The organism is Streptomyces sp. NBC_01508, assembly GCF_045040315.1.
Lineage (GTDB): Bacteria > Actinomycetota > Actinomycetes > Streptomycetales > Streptomycetaceae > Streptomyces.
Genome location: NZ_CP109419.1, coordinates 7,586,967 through 7,612,195 on the forward strand (window position 1 = coordinate 7,586,967; position 25,229 = coordinate 7,612,195).

A 25,229-nucleotide genomic window follows, 5' to 3' on the forward strand; every position below is an offset into this window, starting at 1 on the left:
TCCTTCGACCAGAGGAGAACAACGCCCACCCGTTCACGTCCAAGACCGATATGGCTCATGGATTGATTCATTTACGATATGGTCGCTGGTCGTGGACCTGATACGACATCTGCAATGCTTTGTGGCTGTTGCGGAAGAGTTACATTTCGGCCGCGCCGCCCAGCGCCTGGGCGTGGCCCAACCACCCCTGTCGCAGCGCATCCAGCGCCTGGAGCGGGAGTTGGGTGTACGGCTCTTCGAGCGCTCCAGCCGACGGGTGACCATCACCAAGGGCGGCACACTCCTGCTGGACGAGGCCCGCCAGTTGCTGGCCCACTCCGACGCGCTGATGGCCACGGCGCGCCGCATCCAGGACGGCCACAGCGGGCTGCTGCGCGCCGCCCTGCCGCCCGACATCACCGGCGAGACCGTGGCCGCGATCCTGGCCGGCTTCCAGGAGCGCGAAAGCGGGGTCGAGCTGGAACTGCACGAGCTGCCGACGGCCGAGCAACTCGCCCAACTCGCCTCGCACGACCTGGACGTCGGGCTCATCCACCACCCCTGCGACGTGTCCGGGCTGGAGCTGGGCACTGTCCTGCGCCACGAACTGGGCGTCCTGCTGCCGCACGACGCCGAGCAGGCGCGGCTCGAAACGGTCCCGCTCGCCGCGCTCAGCGGATACGACCTGATCCTCTTCCCCCGCGCCCACGCCCCGGCCCTGCACGACGACCTCCTCACCACCTGCGCCCGCCACGGCTACACCCCCGCCGCGGTCCGGCACGGCCAGGGACCGAGCTTCATCCGCGGCCTGCTCCTGTCCAGTCGCGCCATCGCCTTCGGCCCGCGCGACGCCCACCACGCCACGGACCGGGACCTCACCTGGCGCCCGCTGACCGGCGCGCCGCTGGCCCGGCGTCACTCGGCGGCCTGGCTCCGGGGGCGGGGCGACGCCGCCGTACGGGCCTTCGCCGATACCGTCACCGATGCCCTGGGCCGTACCGCCACCGCCGGCCCCGACCTGTCCGCCGGTCCGCTGCGGCTGCGCCCGGCGGCGGAGTACTGGATATGACCGAGCCCCCCGCCCGCCTCCCGGCCGGCACCCGCACCCACCCCCGCACCCACCCCCGCACCCACCCCCGCGACCGGATTCGCGCCGCCTTCGCCGAAGCCGGGGTCACCGGCTGGCTGCACGCCGTGGACATCGACTCCGGCGCCCAGATCGACCTGGACGCGGACCGGTCCGTCGTCACCGCGAGCGTCCACAAACTCTGCCTGCTCGTCGCGCTCCATCAGCACGCCGAGACAGGGCGGTTGGAGCTGACCGACCAGACCGAGTGCCCGCCGGAAGGCCGTACGGCCGGGCCCACCGGACTCTCCGCCATGCTTGACCCGGCCCGTGTCTCCCTGCGTGACGCGGCCTACCTGATGATGGCCGTCAGCGACAACACCGCCGCCGACCTGCTCCTGGCGCGCGTCGGCCTCGACGCCGTCAACGACACCACCGAACGGCTGGGCCTGACCCGCACCCACGCCGTCCAGACCTTCCGCGAATTCCTCGTCATGATCAGGGAGGACGCCGGACACGGCGGCCCGCAGGCCCTGGCCGACCCGCAGGTCCTCGCCCGGCTGCGTGCCCTGGACCCCGCCCGCACCAACCGCAGCACCCCGCGCGACATGACGCGCCTGCTCGGCGCGATCTGGCGCGACGAGGCGTGCACCCCCGAACACGGCGCCGCGGTACGCCGCCTGCTCGGTCTCCAGGTCTGGCCCCACCGTCTGGCGTCGGGATTCCCCTTCGACGACGTCCATGTCGCGGGCAAGACGGGCAGCGCGCCCACCCTCCGTAACGAGGTCGGCGTCGTCGAATACCCCGACCACGGCCGCTACGCCGTCGCGGTCTTCACCCGTGCGGCCAGTCCCGCCGCCACGCTGCCCGCGGCGGACGCCGTCATCGGCACCGCGGCGCGCATCGCGGTCGACGCGCTGCGCGGTTCGAGAGCCGGACAGGGCGGACGGAGCGGACGGGGCGGACCCTCCGCGCGGTAGTACTAGTCTCATTGGCGACGTGGATATCCGTCGTACGGCTGGGACGCACTGAGCGGGGCGGTTGTGGAAGAGCACGGGGCAGACGGTGATGCCGGGCGGGGGGAGGCACCCCGCGACGACGCGTCGGACCTGAGCGACCGGCTCGGCCGGCTGGAGCGGGTGGTCGCCGGGATGGCCGCCGAGGTGGCGGTGCGTGGAGGGGGCTCCGGGGCGGCGGTAGAGACGGAAGCGGTGGACGCCGAGCCCGCAGAGCCCGCAGAGCCCGCAGAGACGGTCGAGTTGGTCGAGGTCGAGAAAGTCGAGAAAGAGACAGCGGAGGAGACCGTTTCCCCCGCCCCCGCCCCCGCTACGTACGACGAGTCGGTGCCGTACGACGAGGACACGACCGTTCTTCGCGGAAACGGGAAGCGGCTACGACGGCTCGGCTGGGTCCTGGCGGGCTCCTGTGCCTGTGGTGTCGTCGTGCTCGGCGGCATGCTGATCGGCGGGGATTCCGCGCCGCCCTGGCTGTCCATACCGGGGATCACGGAGAGCCGGGACGAGGATCCGGCGAACCCCACGCCTGCTCCGGCGGATTCGGACCCAGGTGGGGCGGAGACCGCACCTGGCGAGCGCGGTGTACCGAGGTCGGGAGACGCCGCGCGGACCGGGGGAACCCCGGAACCCTCGGTCGGCGCGCGGTCCGGTGGCGGCGGTTCACCCCAACCCGCCCCGACGGAGACCGGCGCCGTATCGCCGTCCGCGACGTCGGGGAGCCCGACCGCGCCGGAGACCACGCCCCCGCAGTCACCCACCGGCGGGGCCGGCGACGGCGGTGCGGGATCCGGTACGCCCACAGCTCCCGACGAGCCGACCGACCCTCCGTCGGACGACCCCGATCCGCTCGGCGGACTTCTCGGGGGCCTCTTCGGCGGCTGATCGGCCGCGGGGCTGTCGCCCATGGCCCCGTACGGGCGTCAGGGGCGGTACACGCGCAGTCTGGCCACCTCGTAGGACATTTTCGAGGTGGCCGGGTCCGGCGCCGGGTGGTAACGGCCCGCGCAGACCGACAGGTTCACGATGAGGTGGGCCCGCCACTCCTTGCCCACGCCGGTGCGGTCGGCGAAGGCGCGGGTGCCGTTGACGTACCAGACGACCGAGCGGGCGCCGAAGTGGATCTCGAATTCCACCCAGGCGCCGGGGCGGATCGCCCGGTCGCGGTAGTAACGGCGGCCGCCGTTCACGTGGTTGGACAGCTCCAGCAGGTCCGGGTTGTCCGGGTGGTACTCGAACACGTCGATCTCGTTGCCGCCGTCCAGCCACGTCCAGATCGCCGGCCACGCACCCTGCTCGCGGGGGAGGCGGACCCGGGCCTCAAGGATGTCGCCCGTGCGGGCCATGAAGTCGTCGGCGCTGCCTTCCGTGGTCAACAGCCCTGTGTACCAGGTGCCTTGGGGCATACGAGTGGCGCGGAAGACACCGCTCCTGCTGTACGCGGGGTCCGCGGTGAGGTGGTCCAGTTTGTCGTCGTCCGGGTTGGTCGGGCCGCTGTCGGGATAGGCCCAGGAACGGCCGGCGACCCACTGGTCCGGCGATGCGAAGTCGGCGCTGAACACCGGGCGGCCGTGGGGGGAGGGGGAGTTGGCGGACCCGTCCGCCGTACCGCTGGATCCGAACATGCCGTCGACCACCTCGATCTCGCACCGCACCGCAGCGCACCAGGCATCCACGGTCCGGATTCGGACCCGGATCCGGGACGGTGACCTTGGGATACGTACCTGCCGGGGTGGCCGACGAAACGCCATAAAAGCCCGCACAGTTGTGTGGTCCGCCGCCGTGGTCTGGTTGTCCTCGATCGCCGAGCGTTAGCACTGCCCCGCGCTCGCCGCAACAGGTGGTGGCCCCCCTGCGGCGGCCCGGTTGTGGAGCGCCGACACATTCCGTCGCGGACGGGCCGCTTCCTACGGTGACCGCACCCCACCGGAGGTCACGATGTCGCACCTGTCGCCGTCCCGTCCGGCACGACCTACTCCACGACCCAGACCACGGCGCGCCGCCCGGCGCGGGCGTCTGCGCCGTGTCGCCCTACCGGGGCGGTACGCGAGTGGCGCGGCCGGCACCGACGGGCGGCGGCGACCTGCTGGACGGCGAACAACTACGAGCACGTACGTGCCGGGCGCGCGGCCACCAGCGGTGGTTACGTGTCCGCGAAGGGTTCGAACCAGAACATGGGCCTCAACAACATGTTCGTTACCCACACGCTCAAGGAGTCCCCGACGGGTTATTACGTCTCGCCGACGCTCGCTGCCCCTGACGGGTGGGTAGCGTCCCGCAGCCCCGTACGTGTCGCGTGTCGTGTCCTTGCAACGGAGTGATGGCCCATGCCGCTTGTCCCACCGAACGACCCACCTAACGTCCCGCAGGACGTCCCACCTGTTCCGCCCGGCGGCACCGTCGAGCGGAACCGCGCCCGGTGGATCCGCGCCACCTGCCTCGCCGCGATGGCCCTGATGGTGGTGGGCGCGGCCCCGGCCGCCTCGGTCTCCGCCGCGGACTCCGGCCGGCCCGGCCACTGCGCCGGGATGAACGCGCTCGTCGTTCCCGGCGCCGACCACCAACAGGCCGACTGCCTGGACGAGCTGACCACCGCCGGGACCGTCGCCTCGGGCCACACCGACGAGGCCGACTGGGCGGGGCTGACGCCGAAGGACCTCGCCACCCCGAGCGGCGTACCGGGCATCCAGCTCGACGGCTACTTCCCCGACTCCTCCACCACCAACACCACCCACGGCTGGAACCACGACGCGCAGTTCGTCATCCGGCTGCCCGACCGCTGGAACGGCGGCCTGGTGATCGCCGGATCGCCCGGGGTCCGCAAGCAGTACGCCAACGACCGGGCCTTCGGCGACTGGTTGCTCGCCCGTGGTTACGCCTTCGCCGCCACCGACAAGGGCAACTCCGGCGCCACCTTCTACCGCGACGGCTCCGCGCCCGGTGACGCCCTCGCCGAATGGAACACCCGCGTCACCCAACTCACCGTCGCGGCACGGAAGGTGACCGCCCAGCGCTACCAGCGGCCGGTGTCCCGCACCCTCGCGATGGGCATGTCCAACGGCGGCTATCTCGTGCGGTGGCAGCTGGAGAACCACCCCGAGCTGTACGACGGGGGCGTCGACTGGGAGGGCACTCTCTGGCGTACCGAGGACCCGAACCCGCTCACCTTCCTGCCGCCCGCCCTGCGCGCCTACCCCACCTACGCCGCCGGTGGCGCGGGAGCCGGCGCGGCACACCGGCAGATGGTGGACGCGGGATTCCCGGCGGGCTCGGAATTCCTCTGGCCGTACCACCACGAGTACTACTGGGATCTCACCCAGCGCATCTACCGCGAGGAACTGGACCCGCAGTACGACGGCGCGATCGAGGCCGGGACGCCCTTCTGCGCGCCGGGCACGCCCGCCTGTGACGCCGACTACGACTACGACGCGAGGCCGGACGCGGTCCGCGACGCCGTCGGGAGGATCGCGCTGACCGGCCGGATCGGCAAACCACTGATCAGCTTCCACGGCACGCTGGACCTGCTGCTGCCCATCTCCAAGACCTCGGACACATACGCGCGGATGGTGCGCCAGGAGGGCCGAGGCTCGCTGCACCGCTACTACCGGGTCGAGGGCGGCACCCACGTCGACTCGCTCTTCGACACCTTCCCCGACCGGCTCCGGCCGCTGGTGCCGTGCCACCGCTCGGCCGTCACCGGGCTGGAGCGCTGGCTGAACGACGGCCGCCGCCCGCCTTCGAGCCGTACGCTGCCGATGCCCGGCGCGGGGGCGGATCCGGCCACATCACTCACCCGGTGCCCGCTCGGCGGGTGAGGTGGTCACGTAACGTCATGGCATACCGCTCTCGGTCAGGCATGTGGTGTACGGCGACATCCGACCGGCATCCAGTGTGGTGAACCGTCACATGGGATGTCAGGTCAGGTGTCTCTACCGTTCCGGCCATGAAGAGCAGGGAACTCAAGGGTCGCACCGCCCTGGTGACCGGCGGTGGCGGCGGCATCGGACGCGCCTGCGCCGAGGCACTGGCCGAAGCCGGCGCACTGGTCCACATCGTCGACCGCGACGCCGACGCGGCCAAGACCGTCGCCGCCGGCATCGGAGGCGTGAGCCACACCGTGGACCTCGCCGACTCCTGCGCGATCGGCCGGCTCCCCGCCGATGTGGACATCCTGGTCAACAACGCCGGGCTGCAACACGTCGCGGCCATCGAGGACTTCCCGCCCGACAGGTTCGAACTGATCCAGAAGGTGATGGTCACGGCACCGTTCCTGCTGATACGGCACTGCCTGCCGCACATGTACGCGGGCGGCTGGGGGCGCGTGGTCAACATCTCCAGCATGCACGGACTGCGCGCCAGCGCCTTCAAGTCCGCGTACGTCGCCGCCAAGCACGGCCTGGAGGGGCTGAGCAAGGTGGCCGCTCTCGAAGGCGCGCCACACGGGGTGACCAGCAACTGCGTCAACCCCGGTTACGTACGGACTCCGCTGGTGGAAGGGCAGATCGCCGCCCAGGCCGCCGCCCACGGGATCCCCCCGGACGACGTCGTCAGCGACGTACTGCTGGACCGCTCCGCGATCAAGCGGCTGATCGAGCCGGCCGAGGTGGCCGCGGTCTGCGTCTGGCTCTGCGGCCCCAACACCGGCTACATCACCGGCTCCTCGCTCCCCGTCGACGGCGGGTGGAGCGCCGCCTGACCCACCCGTCCGCTCCCGACCACCTCGAAGCAACGCTCCCGCTCCGATCCACCTCCCGTCCCTGCCCGCCCAACGAATCGCGGTGACTTCACCATGAGCGTCCCCAGCTCCGCACCACCCCGCCGAGCCAGCATCGGCCGCATCGTCGCGGCCAGCCTCGTCGGCACCACCATCGAGTGGTACGACTTCTTCCTCTACGGCTCCGCCGCCGCGCTGGTCTTCAACACCCTGTTCTTCCCCAGCAGCGACCCGCTCGTCGGCACGCTGCTCGCCTTCCTCACCTACGCCGTCGGCTTCGCCGCCCGCCCGCTCGGCGGCATCGTCTTCGGTCACTACGGGGACAAGATCGGCCGCAAGAAACTCCTGGTGTTCAGCCTCCTGCTGATGGGCGGCGCCACCTTCGCCATGGGCCTGCTGCCCACCCACGCGACCATCGGCGTCGGCGCGCCGATCCTGCTGACCGTGCTGCGGCTCGTCCAGGGCTTCGCGCTCGGCGGCGAATGGGGCGGCGCGATCCTGCTCGTCTCCGAGCACGGCGGCGACAAGAGCCGTGGTTTCTGGGCCTCCTGGCCGCAGGCGGGCGCACCCGGCGGCAACCTGCTGGCCACCGGTGTGCTGGCGCTGCTCGCCGCGATCCAGTCCGACGAGGCGTTCCTCGCGTGGGGCTGGCGCATCCCGTTCCTGCTCTCCGGTGTGCTGGTCGTGATCGGCCTGTGGATACGGATCTCGGTCGAGGAGTCGCCGGTCTTCCTGGAGGCCCGGCGGAAGGCGGCCGAGGAGGCGGCCGAGGCGGCCGGGACCGCTGCCACGAGCGGCGTACCGGCGGTCAAGCAGGACGCCCCCGTCGTCCAGGTGTTCCGCAAGAGCTGGCGCGAGGTGCTGGTCGCGATCGGCACCCGGTTCGGCGAGAACGTCTCGTACTACATCCTCACCGCCTTCGTGCTCGTGTACGTCACCGTGCACCTCGAACTGCCCAAGAGCGACGCCCTCAACGCGGTCCTGATCGGCTCGGCGGTGCACTTCGTCACCATCCCGATGTGGGGCGCGCTCTCCGACCGGCTCGGCCGGCGCCCGGTCACCCAGATCGGCGCGATCGGCATGGTGGGCTGGTCGTTCGCGTTCTTCGCCCTGCTGGACACCCGGTCGTTCCCGGTCATCGCCCTCGCGGTCACGGTGGGTCTGCTGTTCCACGGGGCGATGTACGGGCCGCAGGCGGCCTTCATCTCGGAGATGTTCGACACCAAGGTCCGTTACTCCGGCGCCTCGATGGGCTCCCAGCTCGCCTCGATCATCGGCGGCGCGCTCGCGCCGCTCATCGCGGTCGAACTGCTCAAGGACCACGACTCGTCCGTGCCGGTGTCCATCTACCTCAGCGCCGCCGCGCTCGTCACCGTCCTGACCGTGTGGGTGGCCAAGGAGACGCGGGGCCGTGACCTGACCAAGGACGGGCTGGTCGGGTCCGTGCCCGCGCCCGGTGTGGAGCGTGCGGCGGAGCCGCGAGCGGCGAGCCGCGCCAAGGACTCGGCCCGCCTCGGCGGCTGAGCGGCGGCGCCCAGCCCCGGGGCCGTACCGTCGCACCCATGCCCACCTGGAGGTGATCACCGTATGCTCGCCGACGTGACAGCTCCAGGCACCCGGCACTCCGTGGCCGCCCTGTGCCGGCTCCTCGACCTGCTGGCGCGGGGCGCGCCCACGGAGGAGTTCTCCCGCCCCGCCGCCGACGCCCGCGAGGCCGGCGTGCGGGGCGGCGAACTGGCCGCGATCAACGACGCCACCGACGTCGCCCTGCGCATCAGGCGCACCCTCAGCCAGCACCGGCGCCGCGAGGCACAGCTCACCGCGCTCTTCGACACCGCGAGCGACCTGGCCGCACTGCGGGATCTGGACGCCGTGCTGCGCGCCATCGTCCACCGGGCCAAGTTGCTGCTCGGCACGGACGTCACCTATCTGTCCCTCAACGACGAACTCGCCGGCGACACCTACATGCGGGTCACCGACGGCTGCGTGGCCGCCACGTTCCAGCAGGTACGGCTCGGGATGGGCGAGGGCCTGGGCGGACTCGTCGCGCAGACCGCCCGCCCGTACGCCACCGGCGACTACCAGCGTGACACCCGCTTCCACCACACCACCACCATCGACAGCGCCGTACTCGACGAGGGCCTGCGCGCGATCCTCGGCGTGCCGCTGCGCGTCGGCGCCCGGATCATCGGAGTGCTGTACGCGGCCGACCGCGCGCCCCGCGAGTTCGCCGCCGAAGAGGTCGCCCTGCTCTCCTCGCTGGCCGACCACGCCGCCATCGCCATCGACGGCGCGCGGCTGCTGGAGGAGACGCGGGCCGCGCTGGTCGACCTCAACTCGGCCTCGGAGACGATCAGAACGCACAGCGGTCAGATGCGCCGCGCCGAGGAGGCGCACGACCAGCTCACCGACCTCGTGCTGCGGGGCGGCGGGGCCGACGACGTGGCCGCGGCCATCGCCGACATCCTCGACGGCGGGATCCTCATCCACGACGCGGACGGCGCCGAACTCGCCCGCGCCCGTACCGAATCACTGCCTCCGCTCACCCCGGCGGTCGCCGCGTCCAGGGCGAGCGGCCGGGCGGTCCCCCTGGACGGCACCTGGGTCTGCGCCGTCCTCGCCGGCCCGGAACTCCTCGGCAGTATCGCCCTCACCGGGCGTCCCGACCTCGCGGACGTCGACCGGCTGCTGTTCGAACGCGCCGGAGTCGTCACGGCGTTGCTCCTGCTGCTGCGCCGTTCGGTCGCCGAGGCGGAGGACCGGGTACGCGGCGAACTGCTGGGCGACCTGCTCTCCCGCTCCGGCGATCCGGACGCCCTGTTCGCGCGAGCCCGGCGGCTGGGCGTCGACCTGGCCCGCAGACACTGCGTGTTCGTCGCGGACTGCGAGACGGCGGACCGCCACCGACTGCTGGCCGTGGCCGCCAGACACGCCCAGGCCGGCAACGGCCTGGCCGGCCTCCACCAGGGACACGTGGTGCTCGTCGCGCCCACCGACACCCCAGGCCCGAGCGCGCGCAAGCTCGCCGCCGAACTCGGCCAGGCCGTCGGCTCCCCGGTCACCGTCGGCGCCGCGGGACCGGCCGCCGGTCCCGCCGAACTGCCCACCGCCCACACCGAGGCGTGCCGCTGCCTGTCGGCCCTGCGCGTCCTGGGCCACACCGGACACGGCGGCGCCACCGACGACCTCGGCTTCGTGGGCGTACTCCTCGGCGACCGGGCGGACCTCGGCGGTTACGTACGCGCCACGCTCGGGGCCGTACTGGACTACGACGCCGAGCGCGGCACCGACCTCGTGGGGACGCTCGACGCGTACTTCGCCGAGGGTGCGAGCCTCACCCGGACCAAGACGGCGCTGCACGTCCATGTGAACACGGTCGTGCAGCGCCTCGAACGGGTCGGTCGGCTCCTCGGCCAGGACTGGAACTCCCCGGCCCGCACGCTGGAGATCCAACTGGCCCTGCGGCTGCACGGGTTGACGCGGAGCCCGGGTCTGTCGTAGCCGGCACCGACCGGCGGACGGGCCGGCATCCGCCCGTCCGGCGGTCGAGGCTTCCGGTCGCCGCCCTAACGGACCTTGACGAAGACCGGGTTGGAGTAGAACCACAGGTCGTCCCACGGGCTTTCGAGACCGTCCGCGAGCGGCTCGGCCTCGTCCGTGCCGGTGCCGCGGACGCGGGCGTACAGGTCGCCGTCCACATCGCGCAGGGTGTGCTTGACGACGTACTCGTTGCCCTGCTTGCGCCAGTCGCGCCTGCCGAACCGCGCCACCACCTTCGTGGTGGGGTTGGTGTCGGAGTCGCGGTCGCCGCTCCTGCCGGTGATCCTGCCGACGATCAGGTCGACGCGACGCACCTCGGGACGGTCGCCGTTGGCGTTCTCGCCGTCCAGCGGGCGGAACCTGATCTCGATCTCGACATCCGTACGGCCCCGGTTGGTGACCGTGACCGTCTCGCCGACGGCCGCCGTCCTGCCGTTGTTCTCCGCTGTGACGTCCAGGGTCTTGATGAGGTCGCCGGTGCCGACCCAGATCCGGCCGTTGCGCAGACCGTCCATGATGTCGCCGTAGTCCTGCCGCGCCAGCACATGCGTCTTGCTGTACTCGCCCGGCCAGAAGTCGGAGCCGCCGCGCGTCCAGTGCACGTGCGAGTCGGACGTCGCGGTGATCCACCAGCGCCGGCCCTCGCCGAGCAGCGCGTCCCACAGGCCGCCGACCCGCGCGGTCATCTGGTCGAAGCCGCCGTGTGTCGGGTAGTTGCCGTACCCGCCGCGGGCACCGCCGTTCAACGGCCCCGCCTGGTGGCCAGGAGCGCCCTCGAAGCCGACATAGATGTCGGGCGCGGCGTCGTTGCCGTCGCGGAACTCGCGCGGCGTGTCCTGACCGTAGACGCCGAGGCCGGTCGCGGAGCGCGAGGCGTGGTGGGCGATCACCAGCGGTTTGCGGCGCATGTTCTTCGCCGCCTTCAGGAACTCCACCATCTTGGCCTCGGTGTCACGGCCGGGGTCGGCGGGGAAGGGGTCGAGCTTGGCGAAGCGCTGCTCCAGCTCGAACAGTTGCCGCACCTCGTCGGTGTGGTGCGGGATCATCAGCGTGTGGTGGTCGAGCGCCGGGGCGTCGAACTCCATGCCCCAGAACTGAAGCACCTCGGGGACGAGCACACGCGAGCGCAGCAGGTCGGGGTAGGCCTGCTCCAGATTCACCTTCGAGTGCGTCGGACCGCCGTGGTCGGTGCACATCGCCCAGCTCAGGCCGAAGTTCTTCGCCATGATCGCGTTAATCACGATCGGGTAGACGGCGTCGCCGCCCTTCTTGAACACGGGCGGGTTCTTCGAGGTGTCGAACGAGCCGCTGTACTCCGAGTGCACGTGGTGGTCGCCGGCGCGCCAGGCGCGTCTGCCGGAGTCGCCGGAGCCACCGGACTTTCGGCGGTCGTCATCGTCCTCGTCGCCGAAGGCGGCGCCGGCGCCGCCTTCGGCGACGAGGACGATGACGACCGCGAACTTGACGAGCCGACGCCGGGAGAGTGCCGAGCGCTCGGGGTCTTCGGTGTTCTTGTCCTTCACGGTTGGAGCCTTTCGTTCAACTTCCGGCGCGGGGGGTGCCAACCGCAGAGTCTCGGAGGGCGAACCGAACGCGGAGTGAACGCAGACCAGGCCCGTCGAGAACAACGAACGCCGCCCGCGACGTCGAACGCGGGGGCTACGCCCCGTCGTCGTCCCCGGCCGGGATACGGACCTTGATGCGCTTGCCCACGGGCTCCCGGCGGACGTCGTATCCCTCGCACAGTGCCATGACGATCTCCAACCCGTGCTGCCCGATGCGGCCGGGCTCGGCGGCGCACGGCACCGGCAGGGTGGAATCGGTGTCCCACACGGTGATCTCCACCGTGTCCCCGTCGAAGACCAGATCAAGGAGGCACGGGCCGGGCGCGTACTTGCACGCGTTGGTCACCAGCTCGCTGACGACCAGCTGCGCCGTGCCGATCACGCGGGGCGGCACCGTCCGGTCCCGGTCGGTCCGTACGCCCCCGAGGAAGTCGGCCGCGAAGCGGCGCGCCTCGCCGATCATCCCCGACTCCCCGTCGAACACTGCGCCACGCCTCAGCACCCGGCCCGTGCCCGGGCAGCGGTCCTCGGTCTCTTCCACCCGCTGGTCCATGAGTGCGATCCGTTCCCCGTGGCGGCCCGTCGGCGCGGGTCCTTGCGTCCACGTCACCGCCTTCCCCGCTTCAGCCACTCCAGTCCCATCGGTGGCCGGAATTCCACGAGCGCCGCTCGGAGACGTCCCATCCGTCCCTCGCGCCCCGCCCCGAACCCCGCCCCGAATCCCGGGTCGCGCCGAACCGTACGAGCCTGGTCGATACCCGGACCGTTGGTTCCCCGGTGTTATAGATTCTGATCCACTTTTCAGTCACGAACAGCAGGAGGAGATCGTGGGAGTTTCCCTGGGCAAGGGTGGCAATGTTTCGCTGAGCAAGGAGGCTCCCGGCCTGACCGCCGTGCTCGTCGGCCTCGGCTGGGACGCGCGCAGCACCACCGGTGCGGACTTCGACCTCGACGCGAGCGCGCTGCTGGTGAACAGCGCCGGCCGGGTGCTCTCCGACCAGCACTTCATCTTCTACAACAACCTGAAGAGCCCGGACGGTTCGGTCGAGCACACCGGTGACAACCTCACCGGCGAGGGGGACGGCGACGACGAGTCGCTGAAGGTCAACCTCGCCGGTGTGCCCGCAGACGTCGACAAGATCGTGTTCCCGGTCTCCATCCACGAGGCCGGATCGCGTGGACAGAGCTTCGGCCAGGTCCGTAACGCCTTCATCCGCGTGGTGAACCAGGCCGGTGGCGCCGAACTCGCGCGCTACGACCTCACGGAGGACGCCTCGACGGAGACCGCGATGGTCTTCGGCGAGCTGTACCGGCACGGCGCGGAGTGGAAGTTCCGTGCCGTCGGCCAGGGGTACGCCTCCGGACTGGCCGGGATCGCCGCCGACTTCGGCGTCAACATCTGAGAACGAGCGCCAGGACAAGTGAAGAAGCAGGTGAAGAAGCAAGTGAAGAAGCGTGTGGAGAAGTAGGAACAAGCACGAGCGGGACGGCGGCGGCCGACCACAGATCCGCCGCCGCCCGGCTTGAACACCCCTGATCTCCCTCCTCGTTGACACCCCGCCAAGACGCCGCGGACCTCCACTCCGTGCGAGCGCGCCTGGTGACCACCACCGCACCCGGCTTCGACGACGCGCGGCCGGGCCGCCACAACGTGATCGTGTGGCCGATGAAGGTCGGCGTGTGGGGGCACGCGGCGGCGGTCGGCGGTCGGTTCGAACCCGGTGGGCTGCGCCCGCGTCGCCGCCGTGACCGTGACCGTGGACGGGGCGCCGGGCCGACACCGTGCCCGCCGGTCCGCGGGGCCGCCACCGGTCCGTATCGAACTGGCCTGACACCGGCCCGCACAGCGGTCCGCCCCGCTCACAGCTGGGGATCGACCTGGATCTTGGGTCCCGGTCCCGCTCCCTCGGGCCGTACGCCCGCCAACCACCGGGGCCGGGCGGTCGTCTTCGACAGCGTCGCGGACATGCACGCCCGTATCGACGACCCGGATCTCGACGTCGACGCGACATCGGTGCTCGTGCTCCGGGGCCGCGGCCCCAAGGGCTACCCCGGCATGCCCGAGGTGGCGAACCTGCCGCTGCCGACCAAGCTGCTGGAGCGGGGGGGTGCGCGACATGGTGCGGATCTGCGACGGCCGGATGAGCGGCACGGCGTACGGCACGGCGTACGGCACGGTCGTGCCGCATGTCGCACCCGAGGCCGCGGCGGGCGGCCCCGCTGGGGCTCGTACGCACGGGGGACTGGATCGCGCTGGACGGCGCGGGGCGCCGCCTCGACGTCGACACAACGGCGGCGGAACTCGAACTGCGGCGCCCCGCGAAGGAGATGACCGGGGCGTTCGCCGCACCGGCACGCGGGTGGGAACGTCGCTATGTCGACCATGTCACGCAGGCGGACACCGGCGCCGATCTCGACTTCCTCGTCGGGTCGAGCGGCCACGAAGTGTCGCGTGAGTCGCACTGACGGTGCCCGCCGCGCCCCCGAATCGCGCTGATCTGCCGGTAACGGATTCTCGCGGGCGGGCGGATATGAGAGGTTGCTCGGGGGGGCCGGTGTGGATCCCCGCAGAGGTGGCCGAGGTAGCGGTAGGCAGTGGAGGTAGGGGCTGTGTTGCACGTAGGTCGAGTGCTGAGGTTCGACGAGGTTCGCGGATACGGGTTCATCGTCCCCAGTGAGGGGGACGAGGACGTGTTCATGCACGCCAACGATCTGGTGGATGAGAAGTACCAGTACAAGGCGGGCAGCGAGGTCGAGTACTTCCTGGAGATGGGGGACAAGGGTCCCAAGGCGTCACAGATCAGGCTGGTGCACGCGCCGGCGTCGCACCGGGGTGCGCCGGGCGCGGGACAGGGACAAGGGGAGGTGGATCCGCACGGCGACTACTCGGACGTGCTGTCCCCGGTGGAGCTGCGGAACGAGCTGACCGAGGCGCTGCTCCAGGCCGACGGGACCCTGAGCGGTGATCAGATCAAGCGGGTGCGTACGTCGGTGATCGAGCTGGCGCGCTCGCACGGCTGGCTCGAATCCTGAGCGGAGGTGGTGGGCGGGGAACCGCCCACCACCCGGCTACGCCTTCGACGGCGTCGCCGGGGCGGGCCGCCTTCCCGTGCCCTGCCTTCCTCGCGCCGCGGCGCGAGGAAGAAGATCATCGTCGGGATGAGACACAGCGCCCACACCGTCACCTGGACGACGGTCGGATCGGGCTGGAAGTTGAAGACGCCCTTCAGCAGCGTGCCGTACCAACTGTCCGGCGGGACCGCGCCGGTGACATCGAACGCCTTGCTCCGCAGGCCGCCGACGAAGCGCGCCTCCTGAAGGTCGCGGACGCCGTACGCGAGGACGCCCGCCGCCACGATCCCCAGCAGTGCGCCGATCAGCGGCCCCGACCTGCTCTCGCCGCCGGCCCGCACCGACGCCCAGACGAACCGCGCCGTCTCCAGCCCCTCCCGCCCCCACCAGTCGTCCCTGTCCCGGGCGTCCGGACGCCCGGACGCCCGGCGGCACGGCGAAGACCGCCGAACCCACGTGCTGGATGTACTCGTTGAGCGCGTCGGCCCGCGACAGACTCCGCTGTACGGGGATGAACGCCTCCCGCACGTCGTGCTGGTACGCGAGGAAGAACAGTCCCGCGTCGAGCCGGCCGAGTCCGTCCGTACCGTCCGTGTAGGAGTAGCCGCGCCGCAGCATCCGCGCCCCGCCGTTTGAGCCGGGGTGCGCGAGGCGGACGTGTGACGTCGGCAGCATCGACTTGAAGAACGGTTCGTCGTGCTCCTCGGCCTTGCCGACCGCCGCGCCCTCGCCCTTGTCCCGGCCGGAGACGTCCTCCCGCTCCCTCAGGGAGGTACGGTCCCAGGACTCGATCCGCATGGCGATCCGGCGGATCACGAGACAGGAGCCGCCGGCCAGCCAGGCGGGTCCCGCCTTGGCGGACACCCGCACATGCCGGTCGAGCGCGGCTGTGTCGGTGCCCGCGACGTTGCGGGTGCCGCCCTTGAAGCCGAAGAGATTGCGCGGGGTCCGCGCCTCGGGCTTGGTCGACGAGGTCTTGCCGAAGCCGTGCTGCGCGAGCCTAACTTAGCCGAGCCTTACTCGCCAGAAATCAGAGCAAATCGCAAGATACCCGAGTCAATGGGTCAGTTGCCTTTGTCGATCCTTTTGAATGGCCTGACCCCTGTCCGCTCGACGCCCCCACCAGCGAGAGGCCGAACCGCACATGAAGCTGAGCATCCGCAACCAGATCCCCGGCACCGTCACGGCCATTACTCCCGACGAGGTCATGGCGACGGTCGGGGTCCACCTCTCGGGCGGGCAGGACGTCACCGCCGCCGTCACCCTGGAAGGCGTTCAGGAACTGGGCATCGAGGTGGGCTCGGCGGTACACGTGCTGGCCAAGGCGACCGAGGTCTCCCTGGCCACCGGTCCGGTCGAGGGGCTGAGCATCCGCAACCGCCTCACCGGCACACTCGTCGAGATCGTGCTCGGCGCCGCCCTGGCGAACGTCAAGGTGGCCGTGGACGGCGCCGAGCTGACCGCCGTGATCACCCGGGAAGCCGTGGAGGAGCTGGGGCTCACCCCCGGAACCGGCGTCACCGCGCTGATCAAGTCGACGGAGATCGCGCTTGCCACGGTATGAGCCACTGTCCGAGGTCCACCGGTTCCGTCCGGTGGCCGCCGGTCCGTCCTCGGTCGCCGGACGGGCCGCACAGGGAGCCCGTCCGCGATTGAGGGCAGGCGTGGCCGGGCAGTCCTACCTCCTCGCCCCCCACCGGAGAGGTATCCATGGCGGTCACCGAACGGGGCACGGCGCATCGACGCGTCGGCGCCACTCTCTCCGTCCTGGCCTTGTCCGTTCTGCTCGCCGCCTGTGGTGCCCTCACCCCGGGCAGTGGTTACGACGCGAACACCGGCCGGCCGAGGGCCGTGCCCTCCGCCACGGCCGTACCCGACGAGGACATCACGCTCCGCCTCACGTTCGCGGACGCGCCGGTGATGGTCGACGCGCTCGCCGCCGCCTTCGAGAAGAAGCACCCGCGCATCGACGTACGCCCGGAGTACACCCAGTTCGCGGACTACGTGAAGAGCCTCAAGCTCGCGATGACCTCCGACACGGCGCCCGACCTCGCGCAGTACGCCGTCGGGACGGACGCCCTCGCGCGCCGCGGCGACATCCTCGACCTGGCGCCCTACCGCGAGGCGTACGGCTGGCGGAAGGAATTCCCCGCGGCGAACCTGAATCAGCTCACCGCGGGCGGAGGTGGCGACGCGTCAGATGACCGGCCGCTGTACGGCGTGCCCGTCGGGCTGTCCATGACCGGGCTCTACTACAACAGGAAGCTGGCCGCGGCGGCGGGTATCAGCGGTCCGCCGCGCACGCTCAAGGAGTTCGAGGGCCAACTGGCGGCGGCGAAGCGGGCCGGTGCGACGCCACTGAGCATCGGCGCGCTCGACTCCGGCGGTCTGCATCTGTGGGCCGCCCTCGTCAATGTGATGATGCCGCCCGAGGAGTACCGGGCCTGGGTGGACGGCCGCGAGGGAGCCACGATCGAGACCGAAGGAGCCCTGAAAGCGGCGGAGTTGGTGGCCGAGTGGGCCGGCAAGGGCTACTTCGACCCATCCGCCAACGGCACCGCGCAGGTCGACTCCACCGCCCGCTTCACCCGCGACGACAGCGTCTTCCTGGTCAACGGGAACTGGGCCGCCGGCCAACTGGTCGACGCCATGGGCGAGAACGTCGGCTTCTTCCCCATGCCCGGTCTCCAGGAGTCCGCCCGGTCCGTGGCGTCGGGCTTCAGCGTCGCCTACTCCATCTCCTCACGCACCCGGCACCCGGAAGCGGCCGGTGCCTTCCTCGACTTCATGGCCTCGCCCGAGGCCGCCGCGATCGTCGCGGCCAACGGATTCCTCCCACCGGACCCCGACGCCGTGCCCGAACAGACGGGCGTACTGGGCGAAGTAGCCGCCGCACACCGGAAAGTGGTCGCCGACGACGGCACCAACCAGTTCCCCGACTTCACCGCGCCGTCCATGCTCGACCGGCTCCGCTCCGGCGTACAGAGGCTCATCGCCGGCCGCACGGGACCGGACCGGTTTCTGCGCGAGATCCAGGACGTCTGGGCGGAGCACCGTGCGAGGTAGCCGCCGGCGCGGCGCGGCGCGCGGCTACCTCTACGTACTGCCCGCCCTCGCCGTCTATGTGGTCTTCGCGGTGCTTCCCGCGCTCCACACCGCCTATCTGTCGCTGTTCGACTGGGACGGCATCACCCTCGGCAGCTGGGTGGGGCTCGACAACTACCGCGAGGTCTTCCGGAACCCGGTGCTGCTGAGGTCCGTGGTCAACGCCCTAACGCTGGTGGTCTTCTTCTCCTTCCTCCCCCTCCTGATCGGCCTGCTGATGACCGCCCTGCTGTCCCGGCACCGGCGGCCGGGGATGGGGGTCTACCGCTTCCTGTTCATGCTTCCGCTGGTCGTGCCGCTCGTCGCCGTCGGCGTGACCTGGCGCTGGCTGTACGGGGACGACGGCCTGGTGAACGAGACCCTGCGCGCGATCGGGCTCGACGGTGTCACCCGCGCGTGGCTCGGCGACTTCGACACCGCGCTGATCGCCGTGGGGCTCGTCGGTACCTGGGTGCTGAGCGGGCTGTGCATGATGCTCTTCCTCAGCGGAGTGCAGAAGGTCGACCCCAGCCTCCACGAGGCGGCGCGGCTCGACGGCGCGGGCCCGGTACGGGAGTTCGTGTCCGTCACGCTGCCGCAGCTGCGCGGTGAGCTGGCCATCGCGCTGACCGTGACGATGGTGGCCGCGCTCGCCAGCTTCGACATCGTGTACGTCACGACCAACGGAGGCCCCGGCGAGCAGACGACCGTACCCGGACTGCTCGTCTACCGGCTGGCCTTCTCGGACGGCGACGTGGGGCTCGCGTCGGCGCTGGGTGTGGTGCTGAGCTGTCTGATTCTCGGGCTCGTCTATGTCGTCAACCGTCTGTCGAGGTCCGAGCCATGAAAACCCCCGCCACGGGCGCCACCACGGCCTCACGCGCGGAGCGCTGGTCCGGCTACGCGCTCCTGACCGTCATGGCGATCGCCGTCGTCGTCCCCTTCCTGAGCGTCTTCCTCGCCTCGCTGCGGCCCGCCGGCGAGGCGGTCACCGGACTGGCGTGGCCCGAGCGGTGGAGCTTCGCCAACTACCGGCAGGCCTGGACGGTGGCCGGCTTCTCGGATCTGATCCGCTCCAGCCTGGTCATCGCGGTCGGAGTCGTACCCGCGTCGCTGATCCTCGCGAGCCTGGCGGGGTACGCGCTGGGCACGATGAAGCTGCCGGGCGGAAACGCGGTCGCGGCGTTCTTCGTCGCCGGCCTCACCATCCCGGTCGAACTGATCGTGGTGCCGCTCTACTTCGACCTGCGGGCGGTGGGGCTGACCAACACCTACCTCGGCGTCATCCTGGTGGAGATCGCGCTGTTCATGCCGTTCGGGGTGTTCTGGATGCGGACCCATTTCCGCGCCACGCCACCGTCCCTCGTGGAGGCGGCGCGTATCGACGGGGCCTCGTCCGCCACGATCCTGCTCCGGGTGCTGCTGCCCCTGGCCCGCCCGTCGCTGATGACCCTCGGGGTCCTGGTCTTCATGTGGTCCTGGAACCAGTTCCTGCTGGTCCTGGTGCTGATCCAGGACGCCACCATGCGTACGGCCCCGGCGGGTCTGGGCTTCTTCGTGGGCCAGAACAACACCGACGTACCGACGCTGGCGGCCGGCACGGTCATCGTGATGCTGCCGATCATGGTCGTCTATCTGCTCTTCCAGCGCAGCTTCGTGACCGGGCTGCTCCAGGGAGCGATGAAGGGCTGATTCCCGTCCCCGTCCCCGTCCCCGTCCGCTTCCTCTCCGCTCTGCTTCTGCGATGAGTTCCGGGCGGTGCGACAGTCGGAAGGGAGGGACAGAAGACGGCAACGACACCAGGAGACAGCGATGCCGAAGACCACCCCCAATCTCTGGTTCGACACCCAGGCCGAGCAGGCCGCCGAGTTCTACGTCGGGATCTTCCCGAACTCCCGGATCACGGCCATCACCCACTACGGCGAGGCCGGTCCCGGGCCGGCCGGCACGGTGCTGACCGTGGAGTACGAGCTGGACGGCCAGACCTACATCGGGATCAACGGCGGCCCGCAGTTCACCTTCGACGAGGCCATCTCGTTCCTGATCGAGTGCGCCGACCAGGAAGAGATCGACTACTACTGGGACAAGCTCACCGAGGGCGGCGAAGAGGGTCCGTGCGGCTGGCTGAAGGACAAGTACGGACTGTCCTGGCAGGTCGCGCCCGGCGGGATGGCCGAGCTGCTGAACGGCCCGGACCAGGAGGGCGGCCAGCGGGCGATGAAGGCCATGCTCGGCATGAAGAAGATCGATGTCGCCGCGCTGACCGCCGCGGCCGACGGGACCGCCTAATGCTTAAGTAGCTCCTTGACTGTTGAGGGTCCGGCTGGCATGGTTAAAGACATGCCTAACTATGAAGGCTCGTTGGACGCGGTGTTCCACGCGCTGGCGGACCGGACCCGGCGGGAGCTGGTCGAGCGGCTGATCCGCGGCCCACTCTCCGTCAGTCAACTCGCCCGGCCCCTGGAGATGTCGCTGCCCGCCGTGATGCAGCACCTCCAGGTGCTCGAAGCGTGCGGGCTGGTCCGGTCCGAGAAGACCGGCCGGGTCCGCACCTGCCATATCGAGCCGGACGGGCTACGGATGGCCGAGGAGTGGACCGGGCGGCAGCGCACCGAATGGGAGCACCGCCTGGACCGGCTCGGCGACCGCCTGTCGGAGCAGGAGCCGGCAGAGCGAGGACCCGCAGCGGAGCAAGGGAGCACGTCATGACCGACCACACCTCGACCGACCACACCGTCACCCACGCCACGTTCACCATCGAGCGCGCCTATGCCGCATCGCCGGCCCGCGTGTTCGCCGCCTGGTCCGACCCCGCCGCGAAGGCCAGTTGGTTCGCGGGCCCGGAGCCCGCGCACGAGCTGGACTTCCGGGTCGGCGGCCGGGAGATCAACCGGGGCAGGCAGCCGGACGGCACGCTCATGACGTTCGAGTCCGTCTACCACGACATCGTCGCGGACGTGCGGGTCGTGTACGGCTCCACCCTGCACGCGGGGGAGACCCTGATGACCGCCTCGCTGACCACCGTGGAGTTCGAGCCGGACGGGGAGGGCACCCGGCTGGTCCTCACCGAGCAGGGCAGCTTCCTCGACGGCCAGGAGAAGCCGGAGTGGCGCGAGCAGGGCACCGGCGCCTGGCTCGGCGCGCTGGGCGAGTATCTGACCCGTACGGGCGCGCCGACGCGGTGACCCCGTGACTCGATGCCCCCGTGATCCGGCGACCCGGCCTTGTCACCGATCGCCGGACGGACCGCGCCCGCGGTCCGTCCGGCGATCGATCCCCCCGTTCGCCGTGGTTCAGGCCGCCGCCAGCGCCTCCGTCGGGGGCAGGCGGGCGGCGCGTACGGCGGGATAGAAGCCCGCCAGGCCCCCGATCAGCAGCGTCGCCGCGACCCCGCCGGCCATCGCCCACAGCGGTACCACCGTGGGCCAGCCCTGGTACCCCGCGTATCCGGTCGTGACACCGATGCCGAGCAACACACCGCCGACCCCGCCCAGCGCGGACAGCAGCAGCGATTCGCACAGGAACTGCGTACGGATCTGTCCCCGCGTCGCCCCCAGCGACCGCCGCAGCCCGATCTCCGCCCTGCGCTCCAGCACGGAGATCACCATGGTGTTGGCCACCCCGACGCCGCCGACCAGCAGCGCCACCGCGCCCAGACCCAGCAGGAGACCCGAGAGCGCGTCGTCCGTCGCCAGCTTCGCCGCCAGCGCGTCGGACGGCCGGGAGACCTCCACCTCGTTGGGACTGCGCGGATTGGCCGTGGCGCCCAGCACGCCCTGTACGTCGCCGACCGCCGCCTCCTCCGCCCGTGTGTAGACGGTCGTCGGATGGCCGTCGAATCCGAGGACGTCCTCGGCCGCCGGCCAGCCGACGAGCGCGGCGGCGTCCAGCTCCGGTGCCAGCTCGTTCGGAGCCAGCAGTCCCACGACGGTGAACCACTGGTCGCCCAGCCAGACCTTCGACCCCGGGCCCGCCTCCAGGACGCCGAGCTGCCGGGCCGCCTTCGCGCCGAGCACCGTCGACGGATACCGGTCGTTGGCCGCGTTGAGCCAGCGGCCGTCGACGACGTCCAGCCGTACCGTCCTCGTCAGATCGATACGGGCGGCGAACACGCCGAGCCCGCCGGTCTGTTCCTCCGGGATGTGATCGGTCCGGTAGACACCGGCCTCGGTCCGGCCGACGGCCGAAACCGATTCCACCCCGTCCGTCGCCGCGATCATCTCCACCGCCTCGTCGGGCAGCGACGCCTGATCACCGCCGAACGACTGGCCCGGTGTGACGGTGAGCAGATTCGTGCCGAGCAGCGCCATCCGCCGGTTCAGCTCCTCCTGGCTGGAGGTGGAGATCCCCACGACGCCGATCATCGCCGCGATACCGATGGCGATGCCGAGCGCGGAGAGGAACACCCGCATCGGGCGCGTGCGCAGGCCCGAGCCGCCGACCCGTACGACATCGGCGGGGCCGAGCCGGGCGGGACGCGGGCGGGCCGGTGGCGCGGGGCGTGGCGGTGACGCCGTGGCCGTACTCATACGCCGACCTCCCGCTGTGCCGGAGCGGTCACGTCCGCCGCCGCTCCGTACCCGGCCGGATCGGGCGTGATCAGGCCGTCCTTGAGCCGTACCGCACGCGGCAGCGCGGCGGCGATGTCCCGGTCGTGGGTGATGACCACGACCGTCGTACCGGCCTGGTGCAACTCGTGCAGCAGCTCCATCACCACCGCCCCGGACGTCGAGTCCAGCGCGCCCGTCGGCTCGTCCGCGAGCAGTAGCGGCGGATCCCCCAGCACCGCGCGGGCGATCGCCACCCGCTGCTTCTCCCCACCGGACAGCTGGTGCGGCTCGTTGTACAGCCGGTGCCCGAGACCGACCCGGCGCAGGGCGCGTTCGGCCAGCGCGCGCCGCTCCCCGCGCGAACGGCCGCTGTAGAGAAGGCCGTCGGCGACGGAGTCCAACGCCGGTACGCCGGGGGCGAGATGGAAGGACTGGAAGACGAATCCGATGGACTGGGCGCGCAGCGCCGACAGTTCGCGGTCGGACAGCTCCTGCACGGCGTGCCCGTCGATACGCACCGTGCCCGCCGTCGGGCGGGCCAGTGTGCCCACGATGTTCAGCAGGGTGGACTTGCCTGAGCCGGACGGGCCGACGATGCCCAGCAACTCCCCGCTCATGATGGTCAGATCGGCGTCGGCGAGCGCGGCGACCTCTCCGTACGTCTTGGAGACACCGGTCAGCTCGACGACGGGCCGGGTCGGAGTCCGCCTCACCCGGGCACCCCCACGCGCAGCCCCTCGGTGATGCCCGCGCCGGAGATCTCGACCATGCCGTCGGCGAACAGGCCCAGTTCCACGGGGCGGTTCTCGACGGCGTCGCCGGTGATCACCTGCACGGCGTACCCGCCGCCCTGACGAGCCGTCAGCGCGTTGACGGGCACGGCGAGCACGTCCGTGCGGCTCTCCGCGGTCAGCGTCACATCGACCGGCGCCGCCTGGTAACGCCCCAGCTTCTTCTGCTCCTTGACGCCCAGCTCGACCGGCAGGGTGGCGTCCTCGGCGCTCGGGTCCTCGCCGCTGTCGGACGCCGCCGCGGTGGCCGCGGTCCCGATGTCCGTCACCTTCGCCGCGACGATGGTTCCGTCGGGGAGCGTGACGTTGGCCTTCGTACCGTCCTTGACCAGACCTTCCAGCCGCACCTCCAGATCGACGGTGACCACCCGTCCGGTGACGGTCCAGGTGAGGATGTCCCCGGTGAGGGCGCCGCCCCGGGCGGCCTTGACCTCGGCGACGCGCCGGGCGCCGGGTGCCACCACCGCGTCGTCGGCTGTCACCTCGCCGGTCTCCTCCCGGCCCACGTCGTCCTGCCAGGCCCGTACGGCGTCGGCGGTCGTTTCGGTGTACTCCTCGTCCACCGTGAAGCCGGTGTGGCCGAGCGCGGCGAGGTTGCGCTCCAGCATCAGGACGTCCCGGCCCTCCGCGCCGACGTCGAGCGTGCGGTAGAGCGGGGTGGAGCCGTACAGCAGCACCGACTTCTGTTCGTCGGAGCTGTAGACGGTCTCGCCGCGCTTGATCTCGTCGCCCACGTCCGGCAGCCAGGTCAGGGTGCCGGAGCCCGTGTCGGAGTCCGTGCCGGAACCGCTGTCGGAGCCCGTGCCGCTGTCGGCGCCGGCGGCCGTCGACCCCTGACTTCCGGAGTCTCCACCGGAGGCCGGCGCCTGTACGGTCGCCGCCTCCCCGAATCCGAGCACACCGTCCACGGTCTCGCTGCGGGTGAGCGTGGTCCTGTCCACCGTCGCCGACTTCGCGGGCGTGGAGGGGGCGGCCTCGGCGGACTCGCCGCCGTCGCCGCCCAGTACGCCCGTCGCGCCGATGCCACCGGCGGCGACCACCGTCAGGGCGGCCAAGGTGATGAGCGAGGCACGCAACGGGCGGCGCCGGGGGCCACCGCGCTCCCGCGTGGAGGCGCCCGAGGAGATGCCGGTGGCGGGGTCGGGGTCCGCCGGGGCCTGGGGCGGGCCATCGGCGGAGGCTTCGGGCGGCGTGCCGTCGGTGGAGGCTTCGGGCGGCGTGCCGTCGGCCGGTTGCTGGGAGGTCACGAGCCGGAGCCCTTCTTCATCATGACGCCGCCGCCGGGGAACTTGTCGCGGCACGCGTCCTGCGCCTTCTTGAAAGCGGCGTCGTCCGGGTCCATCCCCGAGCCCATGGTGATCTCCATGGAACCGCCGTTGATCTTCGGGTCGGCGAAATCGGGTACGCCGTTGTCCCGTATGCACGTCGCCCACGCGGCGACCTTGGCGGAGTCGAGCGTGCCGCCTTTGCCGCCCAGGCCCTGCGGGGACAGATCCACGCAGGCTTCCTGCGCCTTCTTGAACTCCGCGGACTCCGGGTCCACGCCGCTGCTGGGATCGAGCTTGATACCGCCGCCCTCGCTGGGATCGGGGAACTTCGTCACCCCGTTCTCCCGCATGCACTCGGCGTACGCCAGAGACCGCTCCTCGGTGCTGGTGGGGGAGGCGTCCGGCCCGGAGCCGCTGTCGGCCGAGGACGAACCGTCGTCGGAGCAGCCCGTGAGGAGCACTCCGGCGAGCAGGAGCGGGACGAGGGAAAGGATGCGCGCGCTGGTGCGCCTGTACGACTGGGTCATGGCGACAACATCTACCGACCCGGTGGTTACAGGGCGGGAACGCACGCTGTTATGTCGCCG

The 25,229-nt window shown here is 71.2% G+C and carries 23 protein-coding genes and 4 pseudogenes; 18 read left to right on the forward strand and 9 right to left on the reverse strand.

Annotation, left to right across the window (positions count from 1 at the left end; translation table 11 throughout):
* Window positions 1-91: 91 nt before the first annotated feature.
* The 3 genes from OG700_RS35080 to OG700_RS35090 all read left to right on the forward strand — a co-directional run bounded on the left by OG700_RS35080 (window position 92) and on the right by OG700_RS35090 (window position 2,943).
* On the forward strand, window positions 92-1,048 hold the full coding sequence (locus OG700_RS35080; protein WP_405620730.1) for a LysR family transcriptional regulator: 957 nt from the start codon (window positions 92-94) through the stop codon (window positions 1,046-1,048).
* Window positions 1,045-2,025, forward strand: coding sequence for a serine hydrolase (locus tag OG700_RS35085; RefSeq protein WP_405620732.1), 981 nt, complete (start codon window positions 1,045-1,047; stop codon window positions 2,023-2,025). The genes OG700_RS35080 and OG700_RS35085 overlap by 4 nt, the downstream gene beginning before the upstream one ends.
* A gap of 63 nt (window positions 2,026-2,088) precedes the next feature.
* Entirely contained in the window at window positions 2,089-2,943 is an 855-nt protein-coding gene (locus OG700_RS35090; protein WP_405620734.1) for a hypothetical protein, read from the forward strand.
* Window positions 2,944-2,981: 38 nt separating this feature from the next.
* Here OG700_RS35090 and OG700_RS35095 read toward each other — a convergent pair whose 3' ends face one another.
* Window positions 2,982-3,683: a beta-glucanase gene (locus OG700_RS35095; protein ID WP_405620736.1), complete on the reverse strand. Its 702-nt coding sequence runs from the start codon at window positions 3,681-3,683 to the stop codon at window positions 2,982-2,984.
* A 453-nt stretch (window positions 3,684-4,136) separates the two neighbouring features.
* Here OG700_RS35095 and OG700_RS35100 point away from each other — a divergent pair.
* From OG700_RS35100 to OG700_RS35120, 5 genes and pseudogenes are all read left to right on the forward strand, one after another.
* Window positions 4,137-4,318, forward strand: a pseudogene (locus tag OG700_RS35100) (hypothetical protein); the annotation flags it as partial.
* A 196-nt stretch (window positions 4,319-4,514) separates the two neighbouring features.
* A complete protein-coding gene (locus tag OG700_RS35105; RefSeq protein WP_405622199.1) occupies window positions 4,515-5,873 on the forward strand; it encodes a 3-hydroxybutyrate oligomer hydrolase family protein in 1,359 nt (452 codons plus the stop codon).
* A 128-nt stretch (window positions 5,874-6,001) separates the two neighbouring features.
* Window positions 6,002-6,754: a 3-hydroxybutyrate dehydrogenase gene (locus OG700_RS35110; protein ID WP_405620738.1), complete on the forward strand. Its 753-nt coding sequence runs from the start codon at window positions 6,002-6,004 to the stop codon at window positions 6,752-6,754.
* A 93-nt stretch (window positions 6,755-6,847) separates the two neighbouring features.
* Window positions 6,848-8,296: an MFS transporter gene (locus OG700_RS35115; RefSeq protein WP_405620740.1), complete on the forward strand. Its 1,449-nt coding sequence runs from the start codon at window positions 6,848-6,850 to the stop codon at window positions 8,294-8,296.
* 63 nt (window positions 8,297-8,359) lie between these two features.
* Window positions 8,360-10,273 (forward strand): helix-turn-helix domain-containing protein, encoded by a 1,914-nt coding sequence (locus OG700_RS35120; protein ID WP_405620742.1) that lies wholly within the window; start codon window positions 8,360-8,362, stop codon window positions 10,271-10,273.
* A gap of 65 nt (window positions 10,274-10,338) precedes the next feature.
* Here OG700_RS35120 and OG700_RS35125 read toward each other — a convergent pair whose 3' ends face one another.
* Window positions 10,339-11,835 (reverse strand): phosphoesterase, encoded by a 1,497-nt coding sequence (locus tag OG700_RS35125; RefSeq protein ID WP_405620744.1) that lies wholly within the window; start codon window positions 11,833-11,835, stop codon window positions 10,339-10,341.
* A gap of 136 nt (window positions 11,836-11,971) precedes the next feature.
* Entirely contained in the window at window positions 11,972-12,430 is a 459-nt protein-coding gene (locus OG700_RS35130; RefSeq protein ID WP_405620746.1) for an ATP-binding protein, read from the reverse strand.
* Between the two features lie 274 nt (window positions 12,431-12,704).
* Between OG700_RS35130 and OG700_RS35135 the strand changes: the two genes are divergently transcribed.
* From OG700_RS35135 to OG700_RS35145, 3 genes and pseudogenes are all read left to right on the forward strand, one after another.
* A complete protein-coding gene (locus tag OG700_RS35135) occupies window positions 12,705-13,280 on the forward strand; it encodes a TerD family protein (protein ID WP_405620748.1) in 576 nt (191 codons plus the stop codon).
* Window positions 13,281-13,801: 521 nt separating this feature from the next.
* A pseudogene (locus tag OG700_RS35140) lies at window positions 13,802-14,343 on the forward strand (dihydroxy-acid dehydratase); the annotation flags it as partial.
* 144 nt (window positions 14,344-14,487) lie between these two features.
* Entirely contained in the window at window positions 14,488-14,910 is a 423-nt protein-coding gene (locus OG700_RS35145) for a cold-shock protein (RefSeq protein ID WP_405620750.1), read from the forward strand.
* Here OG700_RS35145 and OG700_RS35150 read toward each other — a convergent pair.
* A pseudogene (locus OG700_RS35150) lies at window positions 14,844-15,332 on the reverse strand (FTR1 family protein); the annotation flags it as partial. The gene OG700_RS35145 and the pseudogene OG700_RS35150 overlap by 67 nt on opposite strands.
* Window positions 15,327-15,954: pseudogene (locus OG700_RS35155) on the reverse strand (Dyp-type peroxidase); the annotation flags it as partial. The pseudogenes OG700_RS35150 and OG700_RS35155, both read right to left, overlap by 6 nt.
* A 139-nt stretch (window positions 15,955-16,093) precedes the next feature.
* On the opposite strand from OG700_RS35155, the gene OG700_RS35160 reads away from it, so the two are divergent.
* From OG700_RS35160 to OG700_RS35190, 7 genes are all read left to right on the forward strand, one after another.
* Complete coding sequence (locus tag OG700_RS35160) at window positions 16,094-16,513, forward strand: molybdopterin-binding protein (protein WP_405620752.1); 420 nt, start codon at window positions 16,094-16,096, stop codon at window positions 16,511-16,513.
* Between the two features lie 146 nt (window positions 16,514-16,659).
* The gene (locus tag OG700_RS35165; RefSeq protein WP_405620754.1) at window positions 16,660-18,015 is read left to right on the forward strand and encodes an extracellular solute-binding protein; all 1,356 of its coding nucleotides are present in this window, start codon (window positions 16,660-16,662) and stop codon (window positions 18,013-18,015) included.
* Complete coding sequence (locus OG700_RS35170; protein ID WP_405620756.1) at window positions 18,005-18,880, forward strand: carbohydrate ABC transporter permease; 876 nt, start codon at window positions 18,005-18,007, stop codon at window positions 18,878-18,880. Before OG700_RS35165 ends, OG700_RS35170 begins: the two co-directional genes overlap by 11 nt.
* Window positions 18,877-19,725, forward strand: a complete 849-nt coding sequence (locus tag OG700_RS35175) for a carbohydrate ABC transporter permease (protein ID WP_405620758.1) — start codon at window positions 18,877-18,879, stop codon at window positions 19,723-19,725. The genes OG700_RS35170 and OG700_RS35175 overlap by 4 nt, the downstream gene beginning before the upstream one ends.
* Before the next feature lie 120 nt (window positions 19,726-19,845).
* Complete coding sequence (locus OG700_RS35180; RefSeq protein WP_405620760.1) at window positions 19,846-20,322, forward strand: VOC family protein; 477 nt, start codon at window positions 19,846-19,848, stop codon at window positions 20,320-20,322.
* 51 nt (window positions 20,323-20,373) lie between these two features.
* On the forward strand, window positions 20,374-20,742 hold the full coding sequence (locus OG700_RS35185) for an ArsR/SmtB family transcription factor (protein ID WP_405620762.1): 369 nt from the start codon (window positions 20,374-20,376) through the stop codon (window positions 20,740-20,742).
* Window positions 20,739-21,218, forward strand: coding sequence for an SRPBCC family protein (locus tag OG700_RS35190; RefSeq protein ID WP_405620764.1), 480 nt, complete (start codon window positions 20,739-20,741; stop codon window positions 21,216-21,218). Before OG700_RS35185 ends, OG700_RS35190 begins: the two co-directional genes overlap by 4 nt.
* A 108-nt stretch (window positions 21,219-21,326) precedes the next feature.
* Here OG700_RS35190 and OG700_RS35195 read toward each other — a convergent pair whose 3' ends face one another.
* From OG700_RS35195 to OG700_RS35210, 4 genes are read right to left on the reverse strand one after another with little or no spacing between them, the layout of a single operon-like run.
* Window positions 21,327-22,562 carry an ABC transporter permease gene (locus OG700_RS35195; RefSeq protein WP_405620766.1) on the reverse strand — a complete coding sequence of 412 codons (1,236 nt, stop codon included), beginning with the start codon at window positions 22,560-22,562 and terminating at the stop codon, window positions 21,327-21,329.
* Window positions 22,559-23,296, reverse strand: coding sequence for an ABC transporter ATP-binding protein (locus OG700_RS35200; RefSeq protein ID WP_405620768.1), 738 nt, complete (start codon window positions 23,294-23,296; stop codon window positions 22,559-22,561). The genes OG700_RS35195 and OG700_RS35200 overlap by 4 nt, the downstream gene beginning before the upstream one ends.
* Window positions 23,293-24,621, reverse strand: coding sequence for a peptidoglycan-binding protein (locus OG700_RS35205; RefSeq protein WP_405620770.1), 1,329 nt, complete (start codon window positions 24,619-24,621; stop codon window positions 23,293-23,295). The genes OG700_RS35200 and OG700_RS35205 overlap by 4 nt, the downstream gene beginning before the upstream one ends.
* Window positions 24,618-25,169 carry a hypothetical protein gene (locus OG700_RS35210; RefSeq protein WP_405620772.1) on the reverse strand — a complete coding sequence of 184 codons (552 nt, stop codon included), beginning with the start codon at window positions 25,167-25,169 and terminating at the stop codon, window positions 24,618-24,620. Before OG700_RS35210 ends, OG700_RS35205 begins: the two co-directional genes overlap by 4 nt.
* Window positions 25,170-25,229: the final 60 nt, after the last annotated feature.

Excerpts from the sequence above, each read along its gene's own strand:
- OG700_RS35085 (WP_405620732.1), top strand. The coding sequence starts at position 1,045 with ATGACCGAGCCCCCCGCCCGCCTCCCGGCCGGCACCCGCACCCACCCC.
- OG700_RS35095 (WP_405620736.1), bottom strand. The coding sequence starts at position 3,683 with ATGTTCGGATCCAGCGGTACGGCGGACGGGTCCGCCAACTCCCCCTCC.
- OG700_RS35105 (WP_405622199.1), top strand. The coding sequence starts at position 4,515 with ATGGTGGTGGGCGCGGCCCCGGCCGCCTCGGTCTCCGCCGCGGACTCC.
- OG700_RS35110 (WP_405620738.1), top strand. The coding sequence starts at position 6,002 with ATGAAGAGCAGGGAACTCAAGGGTCGCACCGCCCTGGTGACCGGCGGT.
- OG700_RS35115 (WP_405620740.1), top strand. The coding sequence starts at position 6,848 with ATGAGCGTCCCCAGCTCCGCACCACCCCGCCGAGCCAGCATCGGCCGC.
- OG700_RS35120 (WP_405620742.1), top strand. The coding sequence starts at position 8,360 with ATGCTCGCCGACGTGACAGCTCCAGGCACCCGGCACTCCGTGGCCGCC.
- OG700_RS35130 (WP_405620746.1), bottom strand. The coding sequence starts at position 12,430 with ATGGACCAGCGGGTGGAAGAGACCGAGGACCGCTGCCCGGGCACGGGC.
- OG700_RS35160 (WP_405620752.1), top strand. The coding sequence starts at position 16,094 with ATGAAGCTGAGCATCCGCAACCAGATCCCCGGCACCGTCACGGCCATT.
- OG700_RS35165 (WP_405620754.1), top strand. The coding sequence starts at position 16,660 with ATGGCGGTCACCGAACGGGGCACGGCGCATCGACGCGTCGGCGCCACT.
- OG700_RS35175 (WP_405620758.1), top strand. The coding sequence starts at position 18,877 with ATGAAAACCCCCGCCACGGGCGCCACCACGGCCTCACGCGCGGAGCGC.
- OG700_RS35180 (WP_405620760.1), top strand. The coding sequence starts at position 19,846 with ATGCCGAAGACCACCCCCAATCTCTGGTTCGACACCCAGGCCGAGCAG.
- OG700_RS35185 (WP_405620762.1), top strand. The coding sequence starts at position 20,374 with ATGCCTAACTATGAAGGCTCGTTGGACGCGGTGTTCCACGCGCTGGCG.
- OG700_RS35190 (WP_405620764.1), top strand. The coding sequence starts at position 20,739 with ATGACCGACCACACCTCGACCGACCACACCGTCACCCACGCCACGTTC.
- OG700_RS35195 (WP_405620766.1), bottom strand. The coding sequence starts at position 22,562 with ATGAGTACGGCCACGGCGTCACCGCCACGCCCCGCGCCACCGGCCCGC.
- OG700_RS35210 (WP_405620772.1), bottom strand. The coding sequence starts at position 25,169 with ATGACCCAGTCGTACAGGCGCACCAGCGCGCGCATCCTTTCCCTCGTC.